20 protein-coding genes and 1 pseudogene are annotated in these 20,772 nt (G+C 43.3%); 12 read left to right on the top strand and 9 right to left on the bottom strand.

From position 1 onward, the window contains the following. Positions 1 to 6: 6 nt before the first annotated feature. Both FTU05_RS04530 and FTU05_RS04525 read right to left on the bottom strand, forming a co-directional pair. Positions 7 to 846, bottom strand: a pseudogene (locus FTU05_RS04530) (YifB family Mg chelatase-like AAA ATPase); the annotation flags it as partial. Positions 847 to 912: 66 nt separating this feature from the next. After that, entirely contained in the window at positions 913 to 1,140 is a 228-nt protein-coding gene (locus FTU05_RS04525; protein WP_078189551.1) for an accessory factor UbiK family protein, read from the bottom strand. Between the two features lie 278 nt (positions 1,141 to 1,418). On the opposite strand from FTU05_RS04525, the gene glnK reads away from it, so the two are divergent. The 7 genes from glnK to FTU05_RS04490 all read left to right on the top strand — a co-directional run bounded on the left by glnK (position 1,419) and on the right by FTU05_RS04490 (position 7,587). Continuing rightward, on the top strand, positions 1,419 to 1,757 hold the full coding sequence (gene glnK, locus FTU05_RS04520) for a P-II family nitrogen regulator (RefSeq protein WP_067763174.1): 339 nt from the start codon (positions 1,419 to 1,421) through the stop codon (positions 1,755 to 1,757). A 61-nt stretch (positions 1,758 to 1,818) separates the two neighbouring features. After that, positions 1,819 to 3,210 (top strand): ammonium transporter, encoded by a 1,392-nt coding sequence (locus FTU05_RS04515; protein ID WP_180164357.1) that lies wholly within the window; start codon positions 1,819 to 1,821, stop codon positions 3,208 to 3,210. Between the two features lie 138 nt (positions 3,211 to 3,348). Continuing rightward, positions 3,349 to 3,807 carry a transcriptional regulator NrdR gene (gene nrdR / locus FTU05_RS04510; protein ID WP_067763170.1) on the top strand — a complete coding sequence of 153 codons (459 nt, stop codon included), beginning with the start codon at positions 3,349 to 3,351 and terminating at the stop codon, positions 3,805 to 3,807. 36 nt (positions 3,808 to 3,843) lie between these two features. Beyond that, positions 3,844 to 4,947, top strand: a complete 1,104-nt coding sequence (gene ribD / locus FTU05_RS04505; RefSeq protein ID WP_180164355.1) for a bifunctional diaminohydroxyphosphoribosylaminopyrimidine deaminase/5-amino-6-(5-phosphoribosylamino)uracil reductase RibD — start codon at positions 3,844 to 3,846, stop codon at positions 4,945 to 4,947. Beyond that, entirely contained in the window at positions 4,944 to 6,236 is a 1,293-nt protein-coding gene (locus FTU05_RS04500; RefSeq protein ID WP_180022076.1) for a DNA adenine methylase, read from the top strand. The genes ribD and FTU05_RS04500 overlap by 4 nt, the downstream gene beginning before the upstream one ends. Before the next feature lie 33 nt (positions 6,237 to 6,269). Further along, a complete protein-coding gene (locus FTU05_RS04495) occupies positions 6,270 to 6,929 on the top strand; it encodes a riboflavin synthase (protein ID WP_180164353.1) in 660 nt (219 codons plus the stop codon). Positions 6,930 to 7,041: 112 nt separating this feature from the next. After that, positions 7,042 to 7,587: a VTT domain-containing protein gene (locus tag FTU05_RS04490; protein ID WP_078189460.1), complete on the top strand. Its 546-nt coding sequence runs from the start codon at positions 7,042 to 7,044 to the stop codon at positions 7,585 to 7,587. A gap of 62 nt (positions 7,588 to 7,649) precedes the next feature. On the opposite strand, the gene FTU05_RS04485 is transcribed toward FTU05_RS04490, so the two are convergent. The 4 genes from FTU05_RS04485 to FTU05_RS04470 form a co-directional block, all read right to left on the bottom strand. Further along, the gene (locus FTU05_RS04485) at positions 7,650 to 7,868 is read right to left on the bottom strand and encodes a hypothetical protein (protein WP_180035948.1); all 219 of its coding nucleotides are present in this window, start codon (positions 7,866 to 7,868) and stop codon (positions 7,650 to 7,652) included. 142 nt (positions 7,869 to 8,010) lie between these two features. After that, positions 8,011 to 8,649 carry a hypothetical protein gene (locus tag FTU05_RS04480; RefSeq protein WP_180077183.1) on the bottom strand — a complete coding sequence of 213 codons (639 nt, stop codon included), beginning with the start codon at positions 8,647 to 8,649 and terminating at the stop codon, positions 8,011 to 8,013. A 39-nt stretch (positions 8,650 to 8,688) separates the two neighbouring features. Continuing rightward, positions 8,689 to 9,096 carry a DNA polymerase III subunit chi gene (locus tag FTU05_RS04475; protein ID WP_078189457.1) on the bottom strand — a complete coding sequence of 136 codons (408 nt, stop codon included), beginning with the start codon at positions 9,094 to 9,096 and terminating at the stop codon, positions 8,689 to 8,691. After that, the gene (locus FTU05_RS04470; RefSeq protein WP_180164351.1) at positions 9,089 to 10,537 is read right to left on the bottom strand and encodes a leucyl aminopeptidase; all 1,449 of its coding nucleotides are present in this window, start codon (positions 10,535 to 10,537) and stop codon (positions 9,089 to 9,091) included. Before FTU05_RS04470 ends, FTU05_RS04475 begins: the two co-directional genes overlap by 8 nt. A 159-nt stretch (positions 10,538 to 10,696) precedes the next feature. On the opposite strand from FTU05_RS04470, the gene lptF reads away from it, so the two are divergent. The 4 genes from lptF (at position 10,697) to FTU05_RS04450 (ending at position 15,732) form a co-directional block, all read left to right on the top strand. Continuing rightward, positions 10,697 to 11,797: an LPS export ABC transporter permease LptF gene (gene lptF, locus FTU05_RS04465; protein WP_180008067.1), complete on the top strand. Its 1,101-nt coding sequence runs from the start codon at positions 10,697 to 10,699 to the stop codon at positions 11,795 to 11,797. Between the two features lies 1 nt (position 11,798). After that, entirely contained in the window at positions 11,799 to 12,869 is a 1,071-nt protein-coding gene (gene lptG / locus FTU05_RS04460) for an LPS export ABC transporter permease LptG (RefSeq protein WP_180039929.1), read from the top strand. 122 nt (positions 12,870 to 12,991) lie between these two features. Further along, positions 12,992 to 14,539 (top strand): 2,3-bisphosphoglycerate-independent phosphoglycerate mutase, encoded by a 1,548-nt coding sequence (gene gpmI / locus FTU05_RS04455; RefSeq protein WP_180164349.1) that lies wholly within the window; start codon positions 12,992 to 12,994, stop codon positions 14,537 to 14,539. Between the two features lie 17 nt (positions 14,540 to 14,556). Continuing rightward, positions 14,557 to 15,732, top strand: a complete 1,176-nt coding sequence (locus FTU05_RS04450; protein WP_180035951.1) for a S41 family peptidase — start codon at positions 14,557 to 14,559, stop codon at positions 15,730 to 15,732. A 22-nt stretch (positions 15,733 to 15,754) separates the two neighbouring features. Here the strand turns inward: FTU05_RS04450 and FTU05_RS04445 are convergent, their stop codons facing one another. Genes FTU05_RS04445 through FTU05_RS04435 form a run of 3 tightly spaced genes read right to left on the bottom strand, consistent with a single transcriptional unit; the run spans position 15,755 to position 19,425 of the window. Continuing rightward, positions 15,755 to 17,182 (bottom strand): sigma-54 dependent transcriptional regulator, encoded by a 1,428-nt coding sequence (locus tag FTU05_RS04445; RefSeq protein WP_180164347.1) that lies wholly within the window; start codon positions 17,180 to 17,182, stop codon positions 15,755 to 15,757. Between the two features lie 19 nt (positions 17,183 to 17,201). Continuing rightward, positions 17,202 to 18,767: a PAS domain-containing sensor histidine kinase gene (locus FTU05_RS04440; RefSeq protein WP_180164345.1), complete on the bottom strand. Its 1,566-nt coding sequence runs from the start codon at positions 18,765 to 18,767 to the stop codon at positions 17,202 to 17,204. A 22-nt stretch (positions 18,768 to 18,789) separates the two neighbouring features. Further along, positions 18,790 to 19,425: a response regulator gene (locus tag FTU05_RS04435; RefSeq protein ID WP_078189449.1), complete on the bottom strand. Its 636-nt coding sequence runs from the start codon at positions 19,423 to 19,425 to the stop codon at positions 18,790 to 18,792. A gap of 212 nt (positions 19,426 to 19,637) precedes the next feature. Here FTU05_RS04435 and FTU05_RS04430 point away from each other — a divergent pair, with 212 nt between their 5' ends. Next, entirely contained in the window at positions 19,638 to 20,687 is a 1,050-nt protein-coding gene (locus FTU05_RS04430; protein WP_180004717.1) for a serine hydrolase, read from the top strand. Positions 20,688 to 20,772 lie beyond the last annotated feature (85 nt).

Raw genomic sequence — 20,772 nt, 5'->3', positions numbered from 1 at the left:
GTGACATCCTCCACCGACGAGGGCAATCGCAGATGCGGTATGGTGTGGCGCACGAAATGGACGCTGCCCAAAATGATGATTTGCACCTGCAATGGAATAAATACTCGCGACTTGCAAATTTTCTTGCATATCTAAGGGCGGAAGAATGCTGGCCAAACGCGAGGCGAGTAGGGTTTTGCCTGTGCCCGGAGGGCCACGAAATAGCAGGGAATGACCGCCAGCCGCCGCAATTTCTAAAGCACGACGTGGTCTCAGTTGACCTTTCACATCAGATAAATCAAAAGGGTAACTGTGTTGATTGGCTGACGATGTCGAGGGGTGGCTGCTGATTAAGGCTGAACGACTCAAATGTTCACATACATCCTTAAGATGCTGAGCAGGAAAGACTTGGAACTCCGGCAGTTGCGCCGCTTCATCGGCATTGAGTGCCGGTAGAATCAGATGATGCCCGATATGCTGACAGGCAATGGCTATACTTAAGATGCCACTGACAGGTCGTAAATAACCATCAAGTGCCAATTCTCCAATAAATTCAAAACCATCTGCTGCATTTTCAGGAAGTTGTCCCGACGCGATCAGAATCCCTAAAGCAATGGCGAGATCTAAACGTGAACCATCTTTGGGTAAATCTGCGGGTGCTAGATTAATGGTCAGACGTTTGGTCGGAAACTGAAAGCCGCTATTAATAATCGCAGAGCGGACACGGTCTTTACTTTCACGGACGGCGGCCTCAGGTAGGCCCACAATGGTCAATGACGGTAGGCCTTGGCTGACATGAACTTCAACTTCAATTTGGGGTGCATTTAAGCCGAGCAAACCCCGAGTATAGATTTTGGCAAAAGACATATTATTGTTCCGTTATGGTGCATTATTTTTAATCGTTATGCGTCTTTTGTTGCACTAAAAAGGTGCTTATTTTTTGTTCTGAATTTTTTGTTCGAGTTCTTCGACGTGTTTCAACAATTCATTTAAACGTAAATTGGCATTATTCAGTGCAGTACGTTGGCGTTCGATTTCTTCTTTAGATACGAGATCCATTTTGCTCACAGCTTCATTGAGTAAGCTGCGAAGATTATGTTCGACGTCTTTTTTCGGCTGATCGATTTGTTCTAATATCGCTTGTAATAAGGTTTCAATCATTGTTTTGACCATCCTCAGTGAATTGGTGGCAGCAGTTTAACATCGCCACATTCATGACCATAGTGCTTTTATTTAAATATGCGTTTAATCGATCAGTAAAATCGTAATTCTTCTAGTAAAAACGTCTATTTTTATAAGCATACGCAAGATTATCCGTATAAAATAGGTTATAAAGAAATCTCATGCTGGGCTGACTATTTTCCCCCGACTGTAGTCATATTGGCATGAAAATTGAACATAAAACCTTACAGGTGAAATAAGCCGAAGGAAAACAAAACATGAAGCTCGTAACTGCAATTGTAAAACCTTTTAAATTAGATGACGTGCGTGAAGCACTCTCTGAAAATGGTGTTCAAGGGATCACTGTCACTGAAGTTAAAGGCTTCGGTCGCCAGAAAGGTCACACTGAACTTTATCGTGGTGCTGAATATGTGGTTGATTTCTTACCAAAAGTAAAAATCGAAATCGCAATCAGTGATGAAATGGTCGATACCGTAATTGAATCAATTACTCGTGTTGCAAGCACAGGAAAAATTGGCGACGGTAAAATTTTTGTAAGCAATCTGGAACAAGTCATCCGTATCCGTACTGGTGAAACAGGTGCAGATGCCGTTTAAAAAATTGGCATGAAGTTTGCTGAGTAGCTAATAACTCAGAAAATCAGGTCGGGGGATACGAATGAAAAAAATGCTAATTGCACTCGGCTTGTCCAGTGCACTTTTAGGTGGTTCTGTTGCGTGGGCTGAAGAAAGCGCAACAGCACCTACAGAAGAAGTCACAGTAGTTGATACTGCAAATACAACAACGCTAAATACAACAGAAGCTGCAGTTCCAGTTGAAGCAGCGCCAGCACCTGCAGAAGAAGAGCCTAAGCTCGATACAGGTGATACAGCATGGATTTTAGTATCCACTGCACTTGTTCTACTTATGACAATTCCCGGTTTAGCATTGTTTTACGGCGGTATGGTCCGTAAGAAAAATGTACTCAGCACCATGGCACACAGTTTTGTTGCGGCAGGTGTCGTGAGTTTAACGTGGGTGATTGTGGGTTATACCTTAGCATTTGGTGAAGGCAATGCCTTTATCGGTAGCTTAGACAAATTTATGTTGTCGGGTATCACTACAGAAGCGTTGACGGGTACGATTCCAGAGATTCTTTTTGTTATTTTCCAAATGACATTTGCCATTATTACCGTTGCCATTATTAGTGGGTCGATTGCAGAACGTATGAAATTCGGTGCTTTTGTTGCGTTCATCGCAATTTGGAGTGTCGTGGTTTATGCACCAATTACCCACTGGGTATGGGGCGGTGGTTGGTTAGGTAACGACGGTGCGCTTGATTTTGCGGGTGGTACAGTAGTTCACATCAACTCGGGTGTTGCGGGTCTCGTTGCAGCGTACATGCTTGGTAAACGTATGGGGCTTGGCCGTGAATCTATGGCGCCACATAACCTAACTTTAACCGTCATCGGTGCAAGCCTTGTATGGGTAGGTTGGTTTGGTTTCAACGGTGGTTCTGCACTGGGTGCAAATGGTTCGGCTGGTTATGCATTGGTGGTAACACAAGTTGCAGCAGCGGCAGCAGCAGTGGCATGGTTAATTACTGAAAAAGTGGTTCGTGGTAAAGCGTCTGTCTTGGGCGGTGCTTCTGGTGCAGTAGCAGGTCTTGTGGTGATTACACCTGCGGCAGGTTTCGTAACAGTTGGCGGCGCTCTAGCGATGGGTCTGATTGGTGGTGTGGTTTGCTTCTGGGGTATTACTGCGCTGAAACGTGCCTTGAAAGCGGATGACTCTTTGGATGCGTTTGGTCTACATGGTGTCGGTGGTATCGTGGGTGCGATCCTTACAGCATTCTTTGCCAGCGAATTCATCATGGGTGACAATGCACCGAGTAACTTAATGCATCAATTATGGGTTCAAGTCGAAGGCGTACTAGCGACTATTGCTTACTCAGCAGTGATGACATTCATTATCTTGAAAGTGATTGATCTGGTGATTGGCATCCGTGTTGAAGCTGATGACGAACGTATGGGTCTAGACTTAAGTCAACATGGCGAACGTGTAGAATAATAAGATCACAGTAAATCAATATATTGTGTAAAACAGCCCGAAAGGGCTGTTTTTTTTCCATATCTAGCGTAAAGCTCTACAAATTTCAAAATTTTTGCTACACTCTAAATCCATTCGGATTTGTTCAATTTAACCGCTATGCATTGTCCATTTTGCAACGCTGAAGACAGTAAAGTGATTGACTCACGTCTTGCTGCTGAAGGCTGTCAGATACGCCGCCGCCGTGAATGTATTAGTTGCGGTGAACGTTTTACAACTTTTGAAAGCTATGAAGTGGTGATGCCGCGTGTCATCAAGTCTGATTCCAAGAGCGAACCTTTTGATGAAGCCAAGCTCCGCCGCTCGCTGATGCATGCCTTGCAAAAGCGTCCAGTAACGCAAGAGCAAATTGAAACGGTACTCAGTGATATTCAATTGCAAATTCGCCGTTTGGGTGAACGTGATGTGAAATCACGCACCATTGGTGAAATTGTCATGCAGTCATTATTCGCTTTAGACCATGTGGCTTATGTGCGTTTTGCTTCTGTGTATCAAGACTTCCAAGATGTAGAAGCTTTTCGTCGTCAAATTGAACAAATGCAGCAGCGTGAGCACTAATGCACATCTGCTTCCATTTTTATCATGAGTGATTACATGTCTGAGTTAGATCAAGTGACGTTGCAGCAGCATCAACAGTGGATGCTGCGTGCAATTGCATTGGCACAGCAGGGGCAATACAGCACTCGTCCCAACCCCAATGTGGGCTGTGTGATTGTCAAAGATGGTCAATTGGTTGGTGAAGGCTTTCATCCCAAAGCGGGTCAGCCGCATGCAGAAGTCTTTGCAATGCGTGATGCAGGTGAGGCCGCACGTGGCGCAACCGCTTATGTGACTTTGGAGCCTTGCGCACACTATGGACGTACGCCACCTTGTGCCAAAGGTTTGGTGGAAGCAGGTGTTGCTCAAGTCGTTGTGGCCTGTCCCGATCCCAATCCATTGGTTGCGGGTAAAGGTGTACAAATCCTACGTGATGCTGGCATTGAAGTCATTACGGGTATTTGTGAAGCAGAAGCGCATCAATTGAACTTGGGCTTTTTAAAAGCCATGGCGACGGGCATGCCTTATGTCCGGCTCAAAGTCGCATCGAGCCTGGATGGGCGTACTGCCATGGCCTCGGGTGAGTCTAAATGGATTACCGGTGCAATGGCGCGACAAGATGTACAGCATTGGCGTGCGATATCAGGTGCTGTGATTACTGGGATTGAAACAGTATTAGCAGATGATTGCTTACTCAACGTACGTCAACTCGATGATGCTGTTGATATGCGAAGCGTGGTTCAGCCGAAACGTATCGTGCTAGATCGCCAAGGCCGCTTGCCATTAAGCGCAAAAATATTGCAGCAACCTGAAACCGTGATGGTCATGGGGCCATATCGTCAGGAACTTGCTGACTTGGGCGTGGTACAATTTGAAATTCAGCCTTTGGCCGATCTGTTAGCAGCATGCGTTCAACAGTTCCAAATTTATGATGTCCTTGTGGAAGCCGGTGCGACACTTTCGACCGCTTTCTTACAAGAACATTTGATCGATGAAATGATCAGTTATGTTGCACCGACCTTGTTGGGTCAGTCAGCACGTGCGATGTTTAATGCGGAATTTGACCGCATGGCAGAGCAGCTTCGATTTAAGCTGAAAGATGTCACTCAATTGGGTGATGACATTCGCTTAAGGTTAATCCCTTCTCAAGAGACGCTATGAATTCAGAGTCTACGGTTTATCACAAACGTCGTCATGCGGCTCGTACCACAGACGAATATCTTTTCCATCAGTTGGTTCCTTATTTGGGAAACAAACGCCGCCTATTACATCTGATTTTAGAAGCACTTGAGCAAACGGGAACCTTAAAACGCGAAGATGGTCGTGCGCCGATATTTGCAGACTTTTTTGCAGGTTCGGGTGTGGTATCACGGTTGGCTCGTCAAAACGGCTATCGTGTTATTGCCAATGACTGGGAACCCTACAGCCATGCCTTGAACAGCGCGATTCTCTCTTGCGTTGAAGCACCAGCGTTTAAAGAGTTGGGTGGCTATCAAAAAGCCATCGATTATCTGAACCGTTTGCCAGAAGTTAAAGGTTGGGTGACCCATAACTTGTGTCCACGTAATGATGAAATCTACGATCCTGCACGTGACCGTTTATTCTTTAAACGCCGTAACGGTATGCGTATCGATGCGATTCGTCAGCAAATTGCAACTTGGCAAGCTCAAGGCGCGATTGATGATGTGGAAATGAGTGCTTTATTAGCACCGTTATTGTATTCAGCAAGTTTTGTCAGCAATACCAGCGGTGTATTTAAAAGCTTTCATCATGGTTGGGGTGGTAAAACCCAAGCAGCCTTAGATCGTATCGGTTCATTGTTATGGCTGACCCCAAGTCGTTTTTGTGAAATTGGTGATCCGAAAAAAACCGCCGCGGAAATGTGGTGTGTCGACGCACAGCATTTGGCCAATCAAATGAGCGGCTTTGAAGTAGATGTGGCTTATCTCGATCCACCATATAACCAACATGCTTATAGCAGTAACTACCATGTGTTGAATGCCTTAACGTTATGGGATCAGGTGGATTTACCAACGCCAGATACCAAAGGCTTTAAGAGCGGAATCGACCGTGCATGGCGTAAAGAACGCCCAAGTCCATATAATTCTTCGAAGCATGCGAAAGAAGCTTATGAAAAATTATTAGAAACCATCAATGCACGTTACATCCTGACGAGCTATTCAACCGATGGTAATATCAGCGCCACAGATTTGTTACAAGCCAATTTAAAACGTGGCAGAGTAAGCTTATTGACGCAAGATGTACCACGTTACCGCGTGAGTAAGCAGCGTCAGTCTGAACGTGCACGCGTACTAGAGTTTATTGTCATCACGGATACGCATGCCAAATCAGGTCCACCAATCCGTCAGTTGTTGAGTCAATTGCACCATTTTGCAGAATTAGGTGGTGTCGATACCTCTGGCGTGAGCACGCAACTTGATTTGTGGTAAAAATCATCGCCCCATATTTTTCAGGGATTGAACATGTTTACAGGCATTATTGAAAGTCTAGGTAAAGTTGAAAGCATTCTAAACGTGGGTGGCGATGTCCGCTTGCGTATCCAGACAGATTTAGACATGTCGGATGTGCATTTGGGGGACTCGATTGCCACCAATGGCATTTGCTTAACCGTGATCGACTTTGGCAGCAATTGGTATGCAGCCGATGTTTCACGTGAAAGTTTAAATCGAACCACCTTGGAACACTGGAAAGCAGGGCAGGCGGTAAATGTGGAAAAAGCTATGTTGCCGACTACGCGTTTTGGTGGACATATTGTCAGTGGTCATGTCGATGCAGTGGGTGAAATCACTCAAGTTCGTTCAGATGCGCGTTCTATTTATTTTGAAGTGACCGCACCGAAAGAAATTGCACGCTATTTAGCGGAAAAAGGCTCTGTGACCGTGGATGGTATTAGTCTGACAATTAACCATTTACGTGGCAATGTGCTGAGCTTAAATTTAATTCCGCACACGGCTGAACGAACCAATATCTGTACGTGGAAGGCTGGGGCTAAAGTGAACTTGGAAGTAGATGTTTTAGCACGTTATATTGAGCGTTTATTGCTTGGTGATAAAGCCGCTGAGACCACAGCGCAATCGAAAATTAGCTTAGATTTTCTCGCTGAAAATGGCTTCTTGAAATAAGTTGATACCGAAGAAAACCAAACAGTCTGATTGAAAAATTAGACTGTTTTTTTATTTTTGGTGATAATGCGTCGCGGAATGACATATATGATGAATAATCAGACAGGTGATAATGATTGATTTCTTATTGAATCTGGAACAGTGGTTACCCATGTTATTGGAAAATTATGGTGTGTGGATTTATGCCATTTTATTTCTGGTGATATTTTCAGAAACGGGTTCAGTATTTATGTTCTTCCTGCCGGGAGACAGCCTATTGCTTGCCATCGGCGCATTATGCTCAACGACGGAAGTGGTGCATTTACACACCATGGGGCTGATGTTATTTGTCGCATCGGTCTTGGGCTACTGCGTCAATTACTACACGGGCAGCGTGCTAGGCATTAAGTACTTTAATAAGCACACACGTTACTTTAAGCCCGAATATATGGTGAAAACCAATAAATATTTTATGAAGCATGGTGGTAAAACGATTTTAGTCGCACGCTTTGTACCTTTTGTACGTTCTTTTGCGCCTTTTGCTGCTGGATCTGCACGCATGAGCCTCGGTACATTTATGTTTTATAACGTGCTGGGTGGTTTCATCTGGATTGGATTATTACTTGGTATTGGTTATTTCCTAGGACATACCGTTTCTGCAGTTGCAGATTTGGTCTAAGCCAAACTTAGACTGAGAAAAAGCCCACTGTTGTGGGCTTTTTTTATGGAGTCGATGACAACTTAGTGTTTTGTAACGGTCACCACATCAAGGGTTTGAAAAATCGAGCTGCGGGGCAGTTGCTGAATGCTAAAACCACCTTTTTCTGATTCACGGCTGAGATACACCGAAATACTGTGAAAGTCTGAATGACTCAGCCAAAGATCTTTGGCACGAATGTCCCATTGTTCTCCAGCAGATAAAGAGGATATTTTCTGGGTAATCTGGTGAATGATGTCCATATTGAATTCCCATCTGGATGCATGATTATATCTTTAGGATGCCTGAAGCATTGTGTTTTGAGGGACAATGCTTCAGCCATATGAACATCATGTTGCAAATACATGTCAGTTTAATGACAGTGACCAGATTTCGATGCACGGCTTAAGATGCTTGGGAAGATGTAGATTCTGTCGAAAAATTGGAGTTTTCTAAGATATAGTCAATTTCTTCTTGTGCGGCAGCTTTCAATTTTGCACGAAAATCACTGACTGCCATTTCGATTTGCGTTTCTGCCTCAAGTTCCAAACGCACGCGTACACTTTCAAGTTCTGACAACATTTGTCCTTCGCTCACCGATAAGCTTTGGCTTAATCCCGCTAAACCCGTTTCAGGGTTTTTATGATAGCGAGCGGCATAGTGTTGTACTTCACGATCAAGATTATGCTGCATCATGGTGAGCGCTTGCGTTTGTGCAGCAAAGCGTAACTCTTCGTCGCGTCTCAGTTGTTCTGCATAGGCTTGTTCAGCTTCACGTTTTTCTTCTAAGGCTTTTTCTAAAGCCAATTGTTTGCGAATACGAGCATCTTCAATCAGCTGTGCTTTCAAATCTGCATAAGCAGACTCAATTTTGTCAAAAGACACTTGCTGTTGCTGTTGGTCATTGACCAGCCAGTGTTGAATGTCTGTACTGGGATTGAGTACATCGCAAACGCGACCAAGGTCATCAATAAAGGTCTGACGAATAGCTTCAGGTACTTTTAACCAGCGCTGTTTAAAGTCTGGACCGACATTCAATGCCATGGTGCACCTCCTTGCAAATAGGGTAAAACCAATATCACGTTAAAGTTTATGGGTCTGCGGTTGAACGCCCAAACGTCGATATTGTTTATATTTTTCACGCCCGATAATTTTAGCGGGTTCGTTATTTTCAATAATTTCGATAATGTGACTAAAACTTGCGAACTGTTCAAGTGCTTGATCGTTAAAATTAAACACAATCCAGTCGGCTTGCTCAGGCAATTGGGCAGAAATACAGACCGTTGCCTCGGCTTGATCGATACCATGGGGAATGAAACCTGTGTGATCGAAACTCCACAGGCGTTCATCAAGTTGTTGCTGTAAGTCTGGGTCAGCACAATGTAGCCAAATACGTACAGGCTGACGCAGGATCTTACGGCATAAACGACAAGTGCTTTCGACTTGTCGTTCAGGACTTTTTTCAAATAAATAAAAGCTAACTTTAGCCATTCGCTTGAGCACGATTCGCTAAGAATTGCATTAATAATGGCACAGGACGACCTGTTGCGCCTTTATTTGCACCAGAGTTCCATGCAGTCCCAGCAATGTCTAAATGCGCCCAACGGTATTCACGCGTAAAGCGTTGAAGGAAGCATGCAGCGGTCACAGAGCCTGCTTTTGGACCACCAATGTTGGCAATATCTGCAAATGGAGAATCAAGTTGTTCTTGATAATCTTCAATTACTGGCATGCGCCATACGCGGTCAAAGCTGTGTTGACCCGCAGCAGTCAATTCAGCCGCAAGTTCATCATCCGGAGTGAACATACCGGTGAGGACTGAACCCAGTGCTACGACACATGCACCAGTGAGGGTTGCAATATCAATCACCAGTGCAGGGTTAAATCGTTTTACATAGGTCAAGGTATCGCACAGCACCAAACGACCTTCGGCATCGGTATTTAAAATTTCAACGGTTTGACCGCTCATGGTTGTCACGATGTCACCCGGGCGAGTGGCATGACCAGACGGCATGTTTTCTGCAGCAGCAATTGCGCCGACAACATGAATCGGTAATTTCGCTTCACACAGCGCACGGATTGTACCCAAAACTGATGCAGAACCGCACATGTCGAATTTCATTTCGTCCATGCCAGCACCCGGTTTAAGTGAGATACCACCAGTATCAAAAGTCACGCCTTTACCAACAAGCACCACAGGTGCTTCTTCACGGTTTGAAAGGTATTCGATGGTAATAATACGGCCTGGACGGTCAGAACCTTTGCTCACAGCAAGGAAAGCACCCATACCGAGATCAGCCATTTGCTGTTCATCGAGTACAGTCACTTTGAGTTGATCCGGAAATTCAGCTGCAAGTGCTTGAGCTTGTTCGGCTAAATATTCAGGAAAACAGATATTGCCCGGACGGTTACCTAAGTCACGAGTAAAACTTTGACCTGATTGCACTGCAGAAATTAATTCAAGCTGTGCAGTGGTTAATGGGCTTTCAGTAGCGATTAAATGGATCTGCTCCAAAACAAATTCATTTTTCTTAGACTTGTATTCATCAAATGCATAAGCCGCTTGCGTCAGGCTAAGTGCAAATAAATAATGTTGTTCTTGTGGTAGGGCAGAGATATCGACACTGATCTGTTTGAATTTTTTTTGTGACGCTTTAATAATGGTTTGTGCAATTTTTGCAAATTTATTGACCTGTAATTCAGCAACTTTGCCGAGGCCTAAAAGAGCGCTATTGCGACAAGCGGCAATGTTCGCCACCAAAGGCAGGCTTTCATTGAGTGCTGCTTTAAATTGAGTCGCTTCAATTAAATTATCTAAATCATTGATTTGATATGAAGTAGCTGCATTTGTAACGTACTCAGAATCTACTAATATCAACAAATATTGGCTGGACGCATTCGCTTGGAATGACGTATTAATAGAAAGTTTCATGTGCGGTATTTATGCCTTTTTAAATTTATAAACCATTAAACCATTGAAACATTTATATGAATAGAGTTTCAATGAGCAACAAGGGTATAGGTTTTATATTTTCTACATTCGGGTAAACTAACGCTAGTTTTTATTGGCCCTATTTTTGGAAGAATTAATTTGATTATTCGGCGTTATCTGGTCAAGCAAGTGGTGTCGACATCACTGGTTGTGATTGCCTTATTGACCTTGATCATGATGGGTGGTCGTTTGATCAAGTACTTTGGTGTGGCGGCTCAGGGCCGTTTAGATGCAAGTATTTTATTTAGCATCATTGGCTACCGTTTGCCTGAATTTTTAACCTTAATTCTTCCGCTCGGTTTCTTTATTGGTCTGATGTTGGTCTTTGGTCGTCTGTATGTCGATCATGAGATGGCTGTGCTCAATGGTAGCGGTGTCAGTCGTAATCAATTGTCACGTTTATTGGTGCCGATGACCGTGGTCTTTATGGCTGTTCAAGCATTTTTGATGCTGTGGGCGTCGCCTTGGGGCATCCGTCAGTTTGAAGCATTAACGACTTCACAAGCTGTACGAACAGGCTTTGACTTGGTTCGACCGAAAGAGTTTATTTCCTCTGGGCCCTATACTATTTATGCAGGCGACTTGTCAGAAGACCGTAAAAACTTAAAAGATATTTTCTTCTATCAACGTGCAGAAAAAGAGGGTAAACCCGATGTCATTATTTTGGCGAAAGAAGCCACGCGTGTTGAAGTGCCCGATGACAATGCCAATGTGGTTGACCTAGTTGAAGGTCGTCGTTACGAAATTTATCCGGGGCAACCGCGTTATTCTCAAGCAGAATTCCAAAGTTATCGTTTACGTTTAGAAAATGATAAAGAAGCAAAATTTGAAAGTACTGAAGTAGAAGCTTTACTAACCTCGAAGTTATGGGATAACCGTCATGATCCTGTGGTTGCCAGTGAACTTGGTTGGCGAATCTTTGTGCCGTTCGCTATTTTGGTGGCGTTATTGCTTGCCACCGCTTTGTCTGAGGTCAGTCCTCGTCAAGGGCGTTACCTAAAACTGTTCCCAGCCTTACTTATTTTTGCCAGTTTAATCGTGGCTTTAATGGCGATCAAAACGCGGATCAGTAAAGATGAAATGGGCATCTGGGCTTATCCACTGGTCTTAGTGATTTACGGCATTGCAGCGGCATTGTTCTCGCGTAAACAAAAATTAGCGCCCAAAATTAAGAAACAAATTCAGCGAGTGAGGTCTTAAAATGTTGGCACGTCGTATAGTTGCAAAACATGTGACCAAAACTACTGCTTTAGCCATGCTTGGTGCGACCGCGGTATTGGCTGGCTTACAAGTGCTTTTTACCTATTTAGGTGAATTGGGCTCGCTGAAAGAAGGTTATAACGCATGGAATGCTTTGCAGTATGTGTTATGGAGTTCACCGAATTATTTATATGAAATTTTACCGATTTCAGCCTTGATTGGCGCGGTATTGGGTTTAGGGACTCTAGCTTCAAACAGTGAATTGATTGTCATGCGTTCGGTCGGCATCAGCCTTTGGCGGATTGTGGGCTGGGTGATTCGTTCGGCACTCATTTTGGTGGTTTTATCCTTTGCATTAAGCGAATGGGTCATTCCCTATACCAATGAACAAGCCAAAAGCGTCAAAAGTCACCGCACTGCGGCTGAGTTGGGTGAAGTCAAAGGCTATTGGTCGCGTGAAGGTCAGCGCTTTATTTATATTGACTATGCCAATTCACAAGGTCAAATTAAAGATGTTCAGGTTGTTGATTTTGATGAAAAATATCGTTTGCGAGGCACTTTGGATGCGGAGCAAGGGAATTTTGTCAAAAATGGCTCTTGGTCGCTGCAAAATTCAACCCAAGTCGATCTCTTAGCGACGGGTGATGCTGTAGCTAAGCAAAATGCTGAACAGCCGCTTTCATTGGCATTGCAACCTAAATATGTGCATATGGTTACCATTGACCCTGAAGATTTATCACCAAGTCAATTGGTGAGCTTTATGAGCTATATGCATGAATATAGCCAAGTCCCGAAGACCTACCAATTGGCGTTTTGGCAAAAGTTTGGTTCGCCCTTTGCTTTAATTGCCTTAGTGGTGATTGCGTGTTCATTTATTTTTGGACCTTTACGTCAACAGTCGATGGGTTTCCGCTTGGTGATTGCCTTATTTGCTGGACTGGGCTTTTACTACTTACAAGATTTCTTGGGTTATGCAAGTTTGGTGTACGCTCCATCGCCTGCATGGTTCGTCTTTATACCAATTATTTTGATGTTTGTAGCGGGTGGCTATCTGCTGCACCGCGCACGTTAAGTGCATGCAAGATTGAGTAAAACAATGTTGATGACCTAGATAAACCATGGTTGTCACATAGAGTCTTCACCGAAAATTCGGTAAGATAGTATGATTAATTTATAAACGAAAGAGTGTTCATTATGACGGATGCAACTGCTGGCAAAATCCCACACGTATTGGTAATTATGGATGGTGTGGGTCATCGCGAAGCGGTCGAGGACAATGCCTTTTTAGCAGCAAAACGACCAAACTTGACTGCAATGCAGGAAAAGCATCCGCATGGATTGATTTCAGGCTCTGGCGAAGACGTTGGTTTACCTGATGGTCAAATGGGTAACTCTGAAGTGGGTCACATGAACCTTGGTGCAGGACGTGTGCTGTATCAAGACTTTACTCGTATTACCAAAGATATTCGTACCGGTGCGTTCTTTGAACATGACGTTTTAGTCGATGCGGTCGAAAAAGCCAAAACAGCAAATCGTGCTGTACATATCATGGGCTTGTTGTCTGAAGGTGGTGTGCATTCACATGAAGATCACATTGTGGCGATGGCTGAATTGGCATTAAAACGCGGTGCAAAAGTGTATCTTCATGCATTCCTTGATGGTCGTGATACACCGCCAAAAAGTGCACAACCTTCGCTTGAAAAATTAGATGCGCTGTTTGCTGAGTATCCGGGTCAAGGTCGTATTGCCACCATGATTGGTCGCTACTTTGCAATGGATCGTGACAACCGTTGGGATCGAGTTGAGCAAGCCTATCGTCTTTTAACTGAAGGTGAAGCGGTGCGCACTGCAGCGACCGCTGTTGAAGGTCTAGAGCAAGCTTATGCTGCTGAAGAATCAGATGAATTTGTGAAAGCGACGCGTATTGGTGATTTAGCACCGATCCAAGATGGTGATAGCGTTGTCTTTATGAACTTCCGTGCTGACCGTGCGCGTGAAATTACCAAAGCTTTTGTGGAAAAAGATTTTGCAGGTTTTGAACGTAAAGTGGTTCCCGCTTTATCAAAATTTGTCATGTTGACACGTTACCAAGCAACAATTGATGCACCTGTGGCTTATATGCCAGAAGTGTTGCATAACTCGATTGGTGAATACCTGTCTAATTTGGGTAAAACACAACTGCGTATTGCTGAAACTGAAAAATATGCACACGTGACTTTCTTCTTCAGTGGTGGTCGTGAAGATGAATATCCGGGTGAAAAACGTATTTTGATTCCATCACCAAACGTTGCGACTTATGATTTAAAACCAGAAATGAGTGCTTATGAAGTCACTGATGAGTTGGTTGCCGCAATTAATTCAGGTGAGTACGACTTACTGGTGGTGAACTATGCCAATGGTGATATGGTTGGCCATACCGGCGTGTTTGATGCAGCAGTCAAAGCAGTTGAGGCCGTAGACACGTGCTTAGGTCGTGTATATGAAGCTGTGATGGCAAATAAAGGTCACATGCTCGTGACCGCCGATCATGGTAACGTAGAGCAAATGCAGGATTACCAAAGTGGTCAGGTGCATACTCAACATACCACTGAACTTGTGCCGTTTATCTATGTTGGCCCGACCAATGCAACAATTGCAGAAGGTGGTGTTTTGGCTGACGTAGCGCCGACAATGTTAACGCTTATGCACATTCCTGTACCAACAGAAATGCAAGGTCGTAACTTGATTACTCTTGAAGCTTAAAATGTAAGGAAGCATGAATGACTAAAGCACACTGGACGTCAGTTGTAAGCCTTACAGCCTTGCTGCTGTGTTCTAGTCATTCGACATGGGGAGCCGATAAAGCAAAGTCGGCTTTCGATGAGTTTGATGGCAGCTATGAACAAAGTTATGCCGAAGTACCTGTCGAATCGATCCAACAATTTGTTCAAATCTATGGCATTGTCAAAGAAAATTATGTCGTTGAAAAAAATGACGATGCATTATTCCAACAAGCCATCAAAGGCATGGTCAGTGGTTTAGACCGTTATTCACGATATCTTTCACCTGAAGACTATAAGCAGCTTTTGCAATACACCGAAGGGGATATTGCGAGTGTCGATTTCAATTTGCGCTTTGATGTAGGTTTACAGCAATGGGTCATCACCAATTTAAAGCCTGATGCCGATTCAGCGAAGCTAGGTCTGAAAAATGGCGCAGCGGTGTTTAAAATTGATGATCAAGAACTCAAAAAACTCAATCAAGATCAAGTGCGACACCTGCTTACCGGCAGTATCGGCTCGACGCTGAATCTACAGTTGATAACTGCAAGTCAACCGATCAATTTGGTCAGAAACACTAAAGTTGAAACAGATATAGAATCTAAATTATTAAATAATCAGGTTTTAGTTTTACACGTTAAAGTTTTTCAACAAGATACAGCCAATGAAATAAAGCGTTTGATTGAAAGTCATGGTTCGCGTGTCAAAGCCGTATTGTTTGATTTAAGAAATAACCCTGGGGGGTTACTGTCCGCAGCAGTAGAGTCTGCCGATTTATTTTTGAATCAGGGCATTATTGTGTCGACTCGAAGTCGATCTGAGGGTGACCAACAATTTCAGGCTTTACCAAGTTTTGAATTTCAAAATATGAAAGTCGGCATCTTAATCAATAATCGTTCTGCTTCTGCCGCAGAGGTCTTTACCGCAGCATTAAAAGAGCATAAACGTGCATGGGTAGCGGGTGAGAAAAGTTATGGTAAAGGTGTGGTTCAAAAACTATTTCCATTGAGTAATGGTGCGGCTTTACAAATGACTGTGTCGCAATATCTGACACCGAATGGCAAAATGATTGAAGGAATTGGGGTGCAGCCAGACTATAACTATCCGCTGCAACATGATGCACGTGAAGATCACTATGTCGATCATGTTGCAGAGTTATTGCTGAATCAAAAATAAACAGCAATACGCTGGAAAGCTTTTACTCTTCGTCTTCGGTATCTAAACCGAATTTTTTCAAACGATAGCGCAATGAACGGAATGACATGCCTAATTTTTTTGCGGCAAGGGTTCGGTTCCAGTGGGTGATGTTCAACGCATTCATGAGCACTTCTTTTTCGATATTTTCTAAAAAGAGCTCTAAGCCTTCTTCAGGTAGTTTACGAGGAACCACACTTTGTTCATTGCTATTTGCACCCAACTGAGCAGAGTCATTCGTTGTTGGAGCGGAATTGAACTGAGCACTCGGCTGTCTTAATGGCGCACTTTGCAGATGTTGAAGGTCAATTTGATCATCATCGCAGAGGGTCATAGCACGTTCGATAATATTGCGGAGTTCACGAACATTACCCGGATAATATTGGCTGAGTAGGAAATTTTTCGCACGTTCAGTCAGAGGCTTAGTGGCAATTTCCCATTCATGGCTAATTTTTTGAATAAAATGTTGCGCCAATAAGAGGATATCGTCGCCACGCTCACGTAAGGCAGGCAACACTAAATCCATCACATGGATGCGGAAAAATAAATCTTGGCGGAAGCGACCTTGTTGGACGAGAGCTTCTAAGTCCTGATGACTGGCACTGATCACACGGAAGTCGACATCAATTTCACAGTCTGAACCTACAGGACGAATACGTTTTTCCTGTACTGCGCGTAGCAGTTTAACTTGCATGGCTAAAGGTAGTTCGGCAATTTCGTCCAGAAATAAGCTACCACCATGTGCAGATTGAATCAAACCTTGTTTGTCTTGGGTGGCACCACTAAAGCTGCCTTTTTTATGGCCAAAAAGTTCACTTTCCATTAACTCTGTGGGAATTGCCCCACAGTTAATAGCAATAAAGGGCCCTTCATTACGGTTGCTTAAACGGTGAACCAGATTGGCTACGACCTCTTTACCCGTACCAGATTCACCCGTAATAAAAACAGGTGCTTGTGAACGTGCAATTTTCTTTAGAGTTCGACGCAATTGCTGGATTGGAAGCGATTCACCAATCAACATTTTATGTTCTAAAGCATCTTGCGAAGTAATGTCTTCGGCCAATGGCTTATTCAGGGCTTTTTGTAGCAGTTGTTCAAGATGTTTGGGATTGATCGGTTTGCTGACAAAATCGAATGCTCCCGCCTTTAATGCGGCAATGGCAATGTCCATGTTGCCATAGGCTGTAAGCACAGCAACGGGCAGGGCAGGACAGTGTTCATTCATCCAATCTAAGAGCTGTAGACCATTACCATCGGGTAAGTTGAGATCGGTTAGGCAGGCATCGTAGCTATAGGTAGACAAGGCTTTTTTAGCTTCGTCGAGGCGATGTGCAACATGCGTTTTAACCCCCATCCTTGATAAAGACATCTGCATCAGCATACATAAGTCTTCTTCGTCATCAACTAACAATACCAGTGGTTGTGAATCCACAGTTTTCCCCTAAAAACAATTAAATAACAGCTTGTAAGCACTCAATCCTAAAGCAAGCTCCCTGTTTTTTTTCTACATAGGAAAGCTGTGCTTGATTCGCTTCACAGAAGCTATGAGCAAGATATAATCCTAAACCAGTTCCAGTAATTTCGGTACTAAAAAATGGTTGAAATAACTGTGCGCGGTTTTGTAAAGCAACCCCATGACCGAAATCTCGGACATCGATCTGGACTTTTTTCTGATCCGTACGCGCCACCACTTCGATATACGACATGTCCGGATTGTTATGGCGAATCGCATTACGAATTAGGTTGATTAAAATTTGTCTGAACTGTGCCTCATCAAAATCGATCAAAGTTTTGGCTTGTACATTGAGCCGAATGTTCTGTTGAATATCTGCCAGATCTTCTTGCAGGAACAACGGTAAAAATTTTTCTAGATTCAGACGAGTCGGATGGGTTTCCTTATTGCGCACCATATTTAGAGTGTCTTGAATAATTCGGTCAATCCGCACAGCTTGACGTGAAATCATATGATTCAACATGTGCTGTTGTTCGGTATCACTTTGCGGATATAAATCATTGGCATGCACAATTGCGGCTAAAGGATTACGAATTTCGTGGGCAATACTGGCGGAGAGTTGCCCTAAAGCAGCTAATTTTAATTGTTGCACTTGCTGATTGAGTTTTTGTGCATCTTGTAAAATCAGCAAGGTCAGCATTTGATGTGGCACAACGAGTTTTTGTACGAGTACCTGAATGTGGTATTGGCTTTGTTGGGATTCAAATTGGAATTTTTCACCACTTTTTAAATCTTCAAATTTGAGTAATTCAAATAAATCGGGCTGCGTGGTGTACAGCGGATATTGGTCATGATGATAAGAATTTGGCATACCGAGTAAATGGCAAGCAGCAGGATTACTCAGCACCACATGACAGTTTTCATCCAACACCAAATAGCCCGTATCAATCTGTTCTAAAATATAGCGGTTAATGTTTTGTAGCCGATGGAGCTCTAAGGATTGCGAAAAATTCAGATTTTCTAGTAATTGGAAACGTTTCACGGCAATTTGCGCACTGCCATACACCACACAAAATAAAAAAGCCAAAATCGCACTGTTGGTTAAATTTTTGAGTGAGGTAAATTCAAGAATTGAACCTAAAAACAGTTGATACACCACGCAAATCACAGCGATGAGGGTGATGACCAAAGCTTTTTGGGCATCTAATAACAGGGATGCTGCAAAAATCGTAATCACAAACAGCAAACTCAAATGTAAATTGGGTCCATCGATGGCTAAGGTCAGTAAGCTCAGCGAAATGACATCTACAATGAATAACAGTAGTAACTGGTTTGGGATCCGGACTTTGAAACGTCCAAGTGACATGAATTGAATGCTGGTAAACAGCAAATAAATCGTCAATACATATAGGTATAAACGTGGGTATTCATAATCTGAACTGAATTGAGTGTAGGTCAGTAAAAAGACCAGTAACAGACAGGCACTGATGATAAAGCGATAAGCACTGTACCAAAGGCCCAAATGATACTGGTTCAATTCACTATGAATTGAACGCTGTGTCATAAGTAACAGGATGTACGTTGTGTTAAGGTTTGATTAACCCGTAGCGAATCGCCAAGTGAGTTAGTTTGACATCACTATCAATATTCAGTTTTTCAAAAATGCGGTAACGGTAGGTATTCACCGTTTTAACGCTAACAAATAATTTATCGGAAATTTCTTGTGCACTAATACAATTGACCACCATCATGGCAACTTGCATTTCACGCTCAGACAGGGCGTCAAAAGGTGATTGTTGTGTATCAGACAAATATGAGCTAGCCAGTTGTTCCGCAATGTCTGCACTGAAATATTTGCCACCTTGCATCACTTTATTAATCGCACGGACCATTTCAGTAACTGGTGCACCTTTGGTGATATAGCCTTTGGCACCTGCTTTTAACAATAAAGACGGGTAGGGTTCTTCAGCAAGTCCACTGACTGCGAGGACTTTTGTATCTGGCGCTGTTTGAAGTAGGCGACGTGTGGTTTCTACACCTCCGATCCCCGGCATATTGACATCTAATAGAACGACATTTGGATGGTGTTGGCGAACAAGTGTAATCGCATCTTCACCCGATTCGGCTTGTCCAATGACTTGGACATCTGCATGGTCTTCGAGCATACGGCAAATACCAGTACGGACTAATTCATGGTCATCTACCACCAAAACTGTGATCACCTACACTCTCCCTCAAATCAAAATCTGTTTTTTTTGTTACATAAAGCAAAATAAGCTTGCAATGAAACGACAAAATTAGCAATCCTATTCTTATATGAAATGAAAAACTTCATACACAATGTGTGAGCAAAAAATGTTCGTAGTTGTGACCAATGTACGGCATATTGCTGGTCTTGCGCAAATGTTTAGTATCCTGAGTTGAGTGAGCAATGGTGAAAAAATTAAATAAATCCTTCATGCATGTTTTGGGCATGTCAATTTTATTCAGTATGAGCAGTTTCAGTTCTGCTGAAATTGTGATGAATAGTGCTGCAAATCAGCAGTCAAATATTAGCTGGTCATCTGAAGATGCAAACCAGTTACTCAACGGTGACGTGTCTTATAGCGCTGAAGAGCCATCTCCTCAGGGATCGACGAAAGTGACTACTTCTGTACGTAGTACAGGCGGTGTGGTACAGACAGCACCATCGAAAACGGTCCGTATTATTGATACCAATCAATACGCAGGACAGCCCTCTGTAAATGCGCGTGCAGCACTGGTTATGGATGGTCAAACTGGTGAAGTGCTATATAGCAAAAATAGCAATACCGCTTTACCGATTGCATCAATTACCAAACTCATGACAGCAGTAGTGATTTCAGATGCCCGATTAAACATGTCTGAAAAGATTACCTTACAACAGTCTGATTTCTCATGTTCAGGCTGTAAAAGCTCAAGTTCAACGCTGCGTGCTGGCGACAGTATGAACCGCGCAGAAGCTTTGCTATTTGCTTTGATGAAATCTGAAAACCCAGCGGCTTCGGCATTAGCACGTACTTATCCAGGTGGTCGTTCTGCATTTATTTCAGCGATGAATGCGAAAGCACGCTCATTAGGGATGAACTCGACTCATTATATGGAATCGACTGGCTTGCACCCAGGCAATGTCGCTTCGGCACGTGACTTGGGGATTTTGGTGAATACCGCTTCGCAGTATGGTTTGATTCGTCAATTTTCAACCACACCAAGTTATGACTTTAATTTGGGCTACCGCGTGTTGAAATCAAACAATACCAATGCTTTAGTACGTAATGGTGGTTGGAATATTAATATTTCAAAAACTGGATTTATTAATGAAGCAGGGCGCTGTGTTGTGATGCATACCACACTGAATAACCGTCCAGCGGTGGTGGTGTTATTGGGTGCGGATTCTTCAGTGGCACGAACCAATGATGCGACTCGTTTAATGAATTGGGCGAGCCAGTTACCAAAACGTATTTAACAAGATTTCAGATTTTTCATTCTTTCAGTATTTAGATTTACTCAACGTTTAAATGCTGAAGTGAATGCAAGATATAAAAAAAGCC

Source organism: Acinetobacter sp. YH12049, from assembly GCF_013419875.1.
Taxonomy (GTDB): Bacteria; Pseudomonadota; Gammaproteobacteria; order Pseudomonadales; family Moraxellaceae; genus Acinetobacter; species Acinetobacter amyesii.
Note: the sequence above shows the minus strand (reverse complement) of the source record. Positions and strands in the feature narration are given on the sequence as shown.

Bases quoted from the DNA above. Each gene is read 5' to 3' on its own strand.
- ribD (WP_180164355.1), top strand. From the start codon at position 3,844: ATGTCTGAGTTAGATCAAGTGACGTTGCAGCAGCATCAACAGTGGATG.
- FTU05_RS04495 (WP_180164353.1), top strand. From the start codon at position 6,270: ATGTTTACAGGCATTATTGAAAGTCTAGGTAAAGTTGAAAGCATTCTA.
- FTU05_RS04480 (WP_180077183.1), bottom strand. From the start codon at position 8,649: ATGGCATTGAATGTCGGTCCAGACTTTAAACAGCGCTGGTTAAAAGTA.
- FTU05_RS04500 (WP_180022076.1), top strand. From the start codon at position 4,944: ATGAATTCAGAGTCTACGGTTTATCACAAACGTCGTCATGCGGCTCGT.
- nrdR (WP_067763170.1), top strand. From the start codon at position 3,349: ATGCATTGTCCATTTTGCAACGCTGAAGACAGTAAAGTGATTGACTCA.
- FTU05_RS04450 (WP_180035951.1), top strand. From the start codon at position 14,557: ATGACTAAAGCACACTGGACGTCAGTTGTAAGCCTTACAGCCTTGCTG.
- FTU05_RS04485 (WP_180035948.1), bottom strand. From the start codon at position 7,868: ATGGACATCATTCACCAGATTACCCAGAAAATATCCTCTTTATCTGCT.
- gpmI (WP_180164349.1), top strand. From the start codon at position 12,992: ATGACGGATGCAACTGCTGGCAAAATCCCACACGTATTGGTAATTATG.
- FTU05_RS04475 (WP_078189457.1), bottom strand. From the start codon at position 9,096: ATGGCTAAAGTTAGCTTTTATTTATTTGAAAAAAGTCCTGAACGACAA.
- FTU05_RS04515 (WP_180164357.1), top strand. From the start codon at position 1,819: ATGAAAAAAATGCTAATTGCACTCGGCTTGTCCAGTGCACTTTTAGGT.
- FTU05_RS04490 (WP_078189460.1), top strand. From the start codon at position 7,042: ATGATTGATTTCTTATTGAATCTGGAACAGTGGTTACCCATGTTATTG.
- FTU05_RS04525 (WP_078189551.1), bottom strand. From the start codon at position 1,140: ATGATTGAAACCTTATTACAAGCGATATTAGAACAAATCGATCAGCCG.
- glnK (WP_067763174.1), top strand. From the start codon at position 1,419: ATGAAGCTCGTAACTGCAATTGTAAAACCTTTTAAATTAGATGACGTG.
- lptG (WP_180039929.1), top strand. From the start codon at position 11,799: ATGTTGGCACGTCGTATAGTTGCAAAACATGTGACCAAAACTACTGCT.
- FTU05_RS04440 (WP_180164345.1), bottom strand. From the start codon at position 18,767: ATGACACAGCGTTCAATTCATAGTGAATTGAACCAGTATCATTTGGGC.
- FTU05_RS04470 (WP_180164351.1), bottom strand. From the start codon at position 10,537: ATGAAACTTTCTATTAATACGTCATTCCAAGCGAATGCGTCCAGCCAA.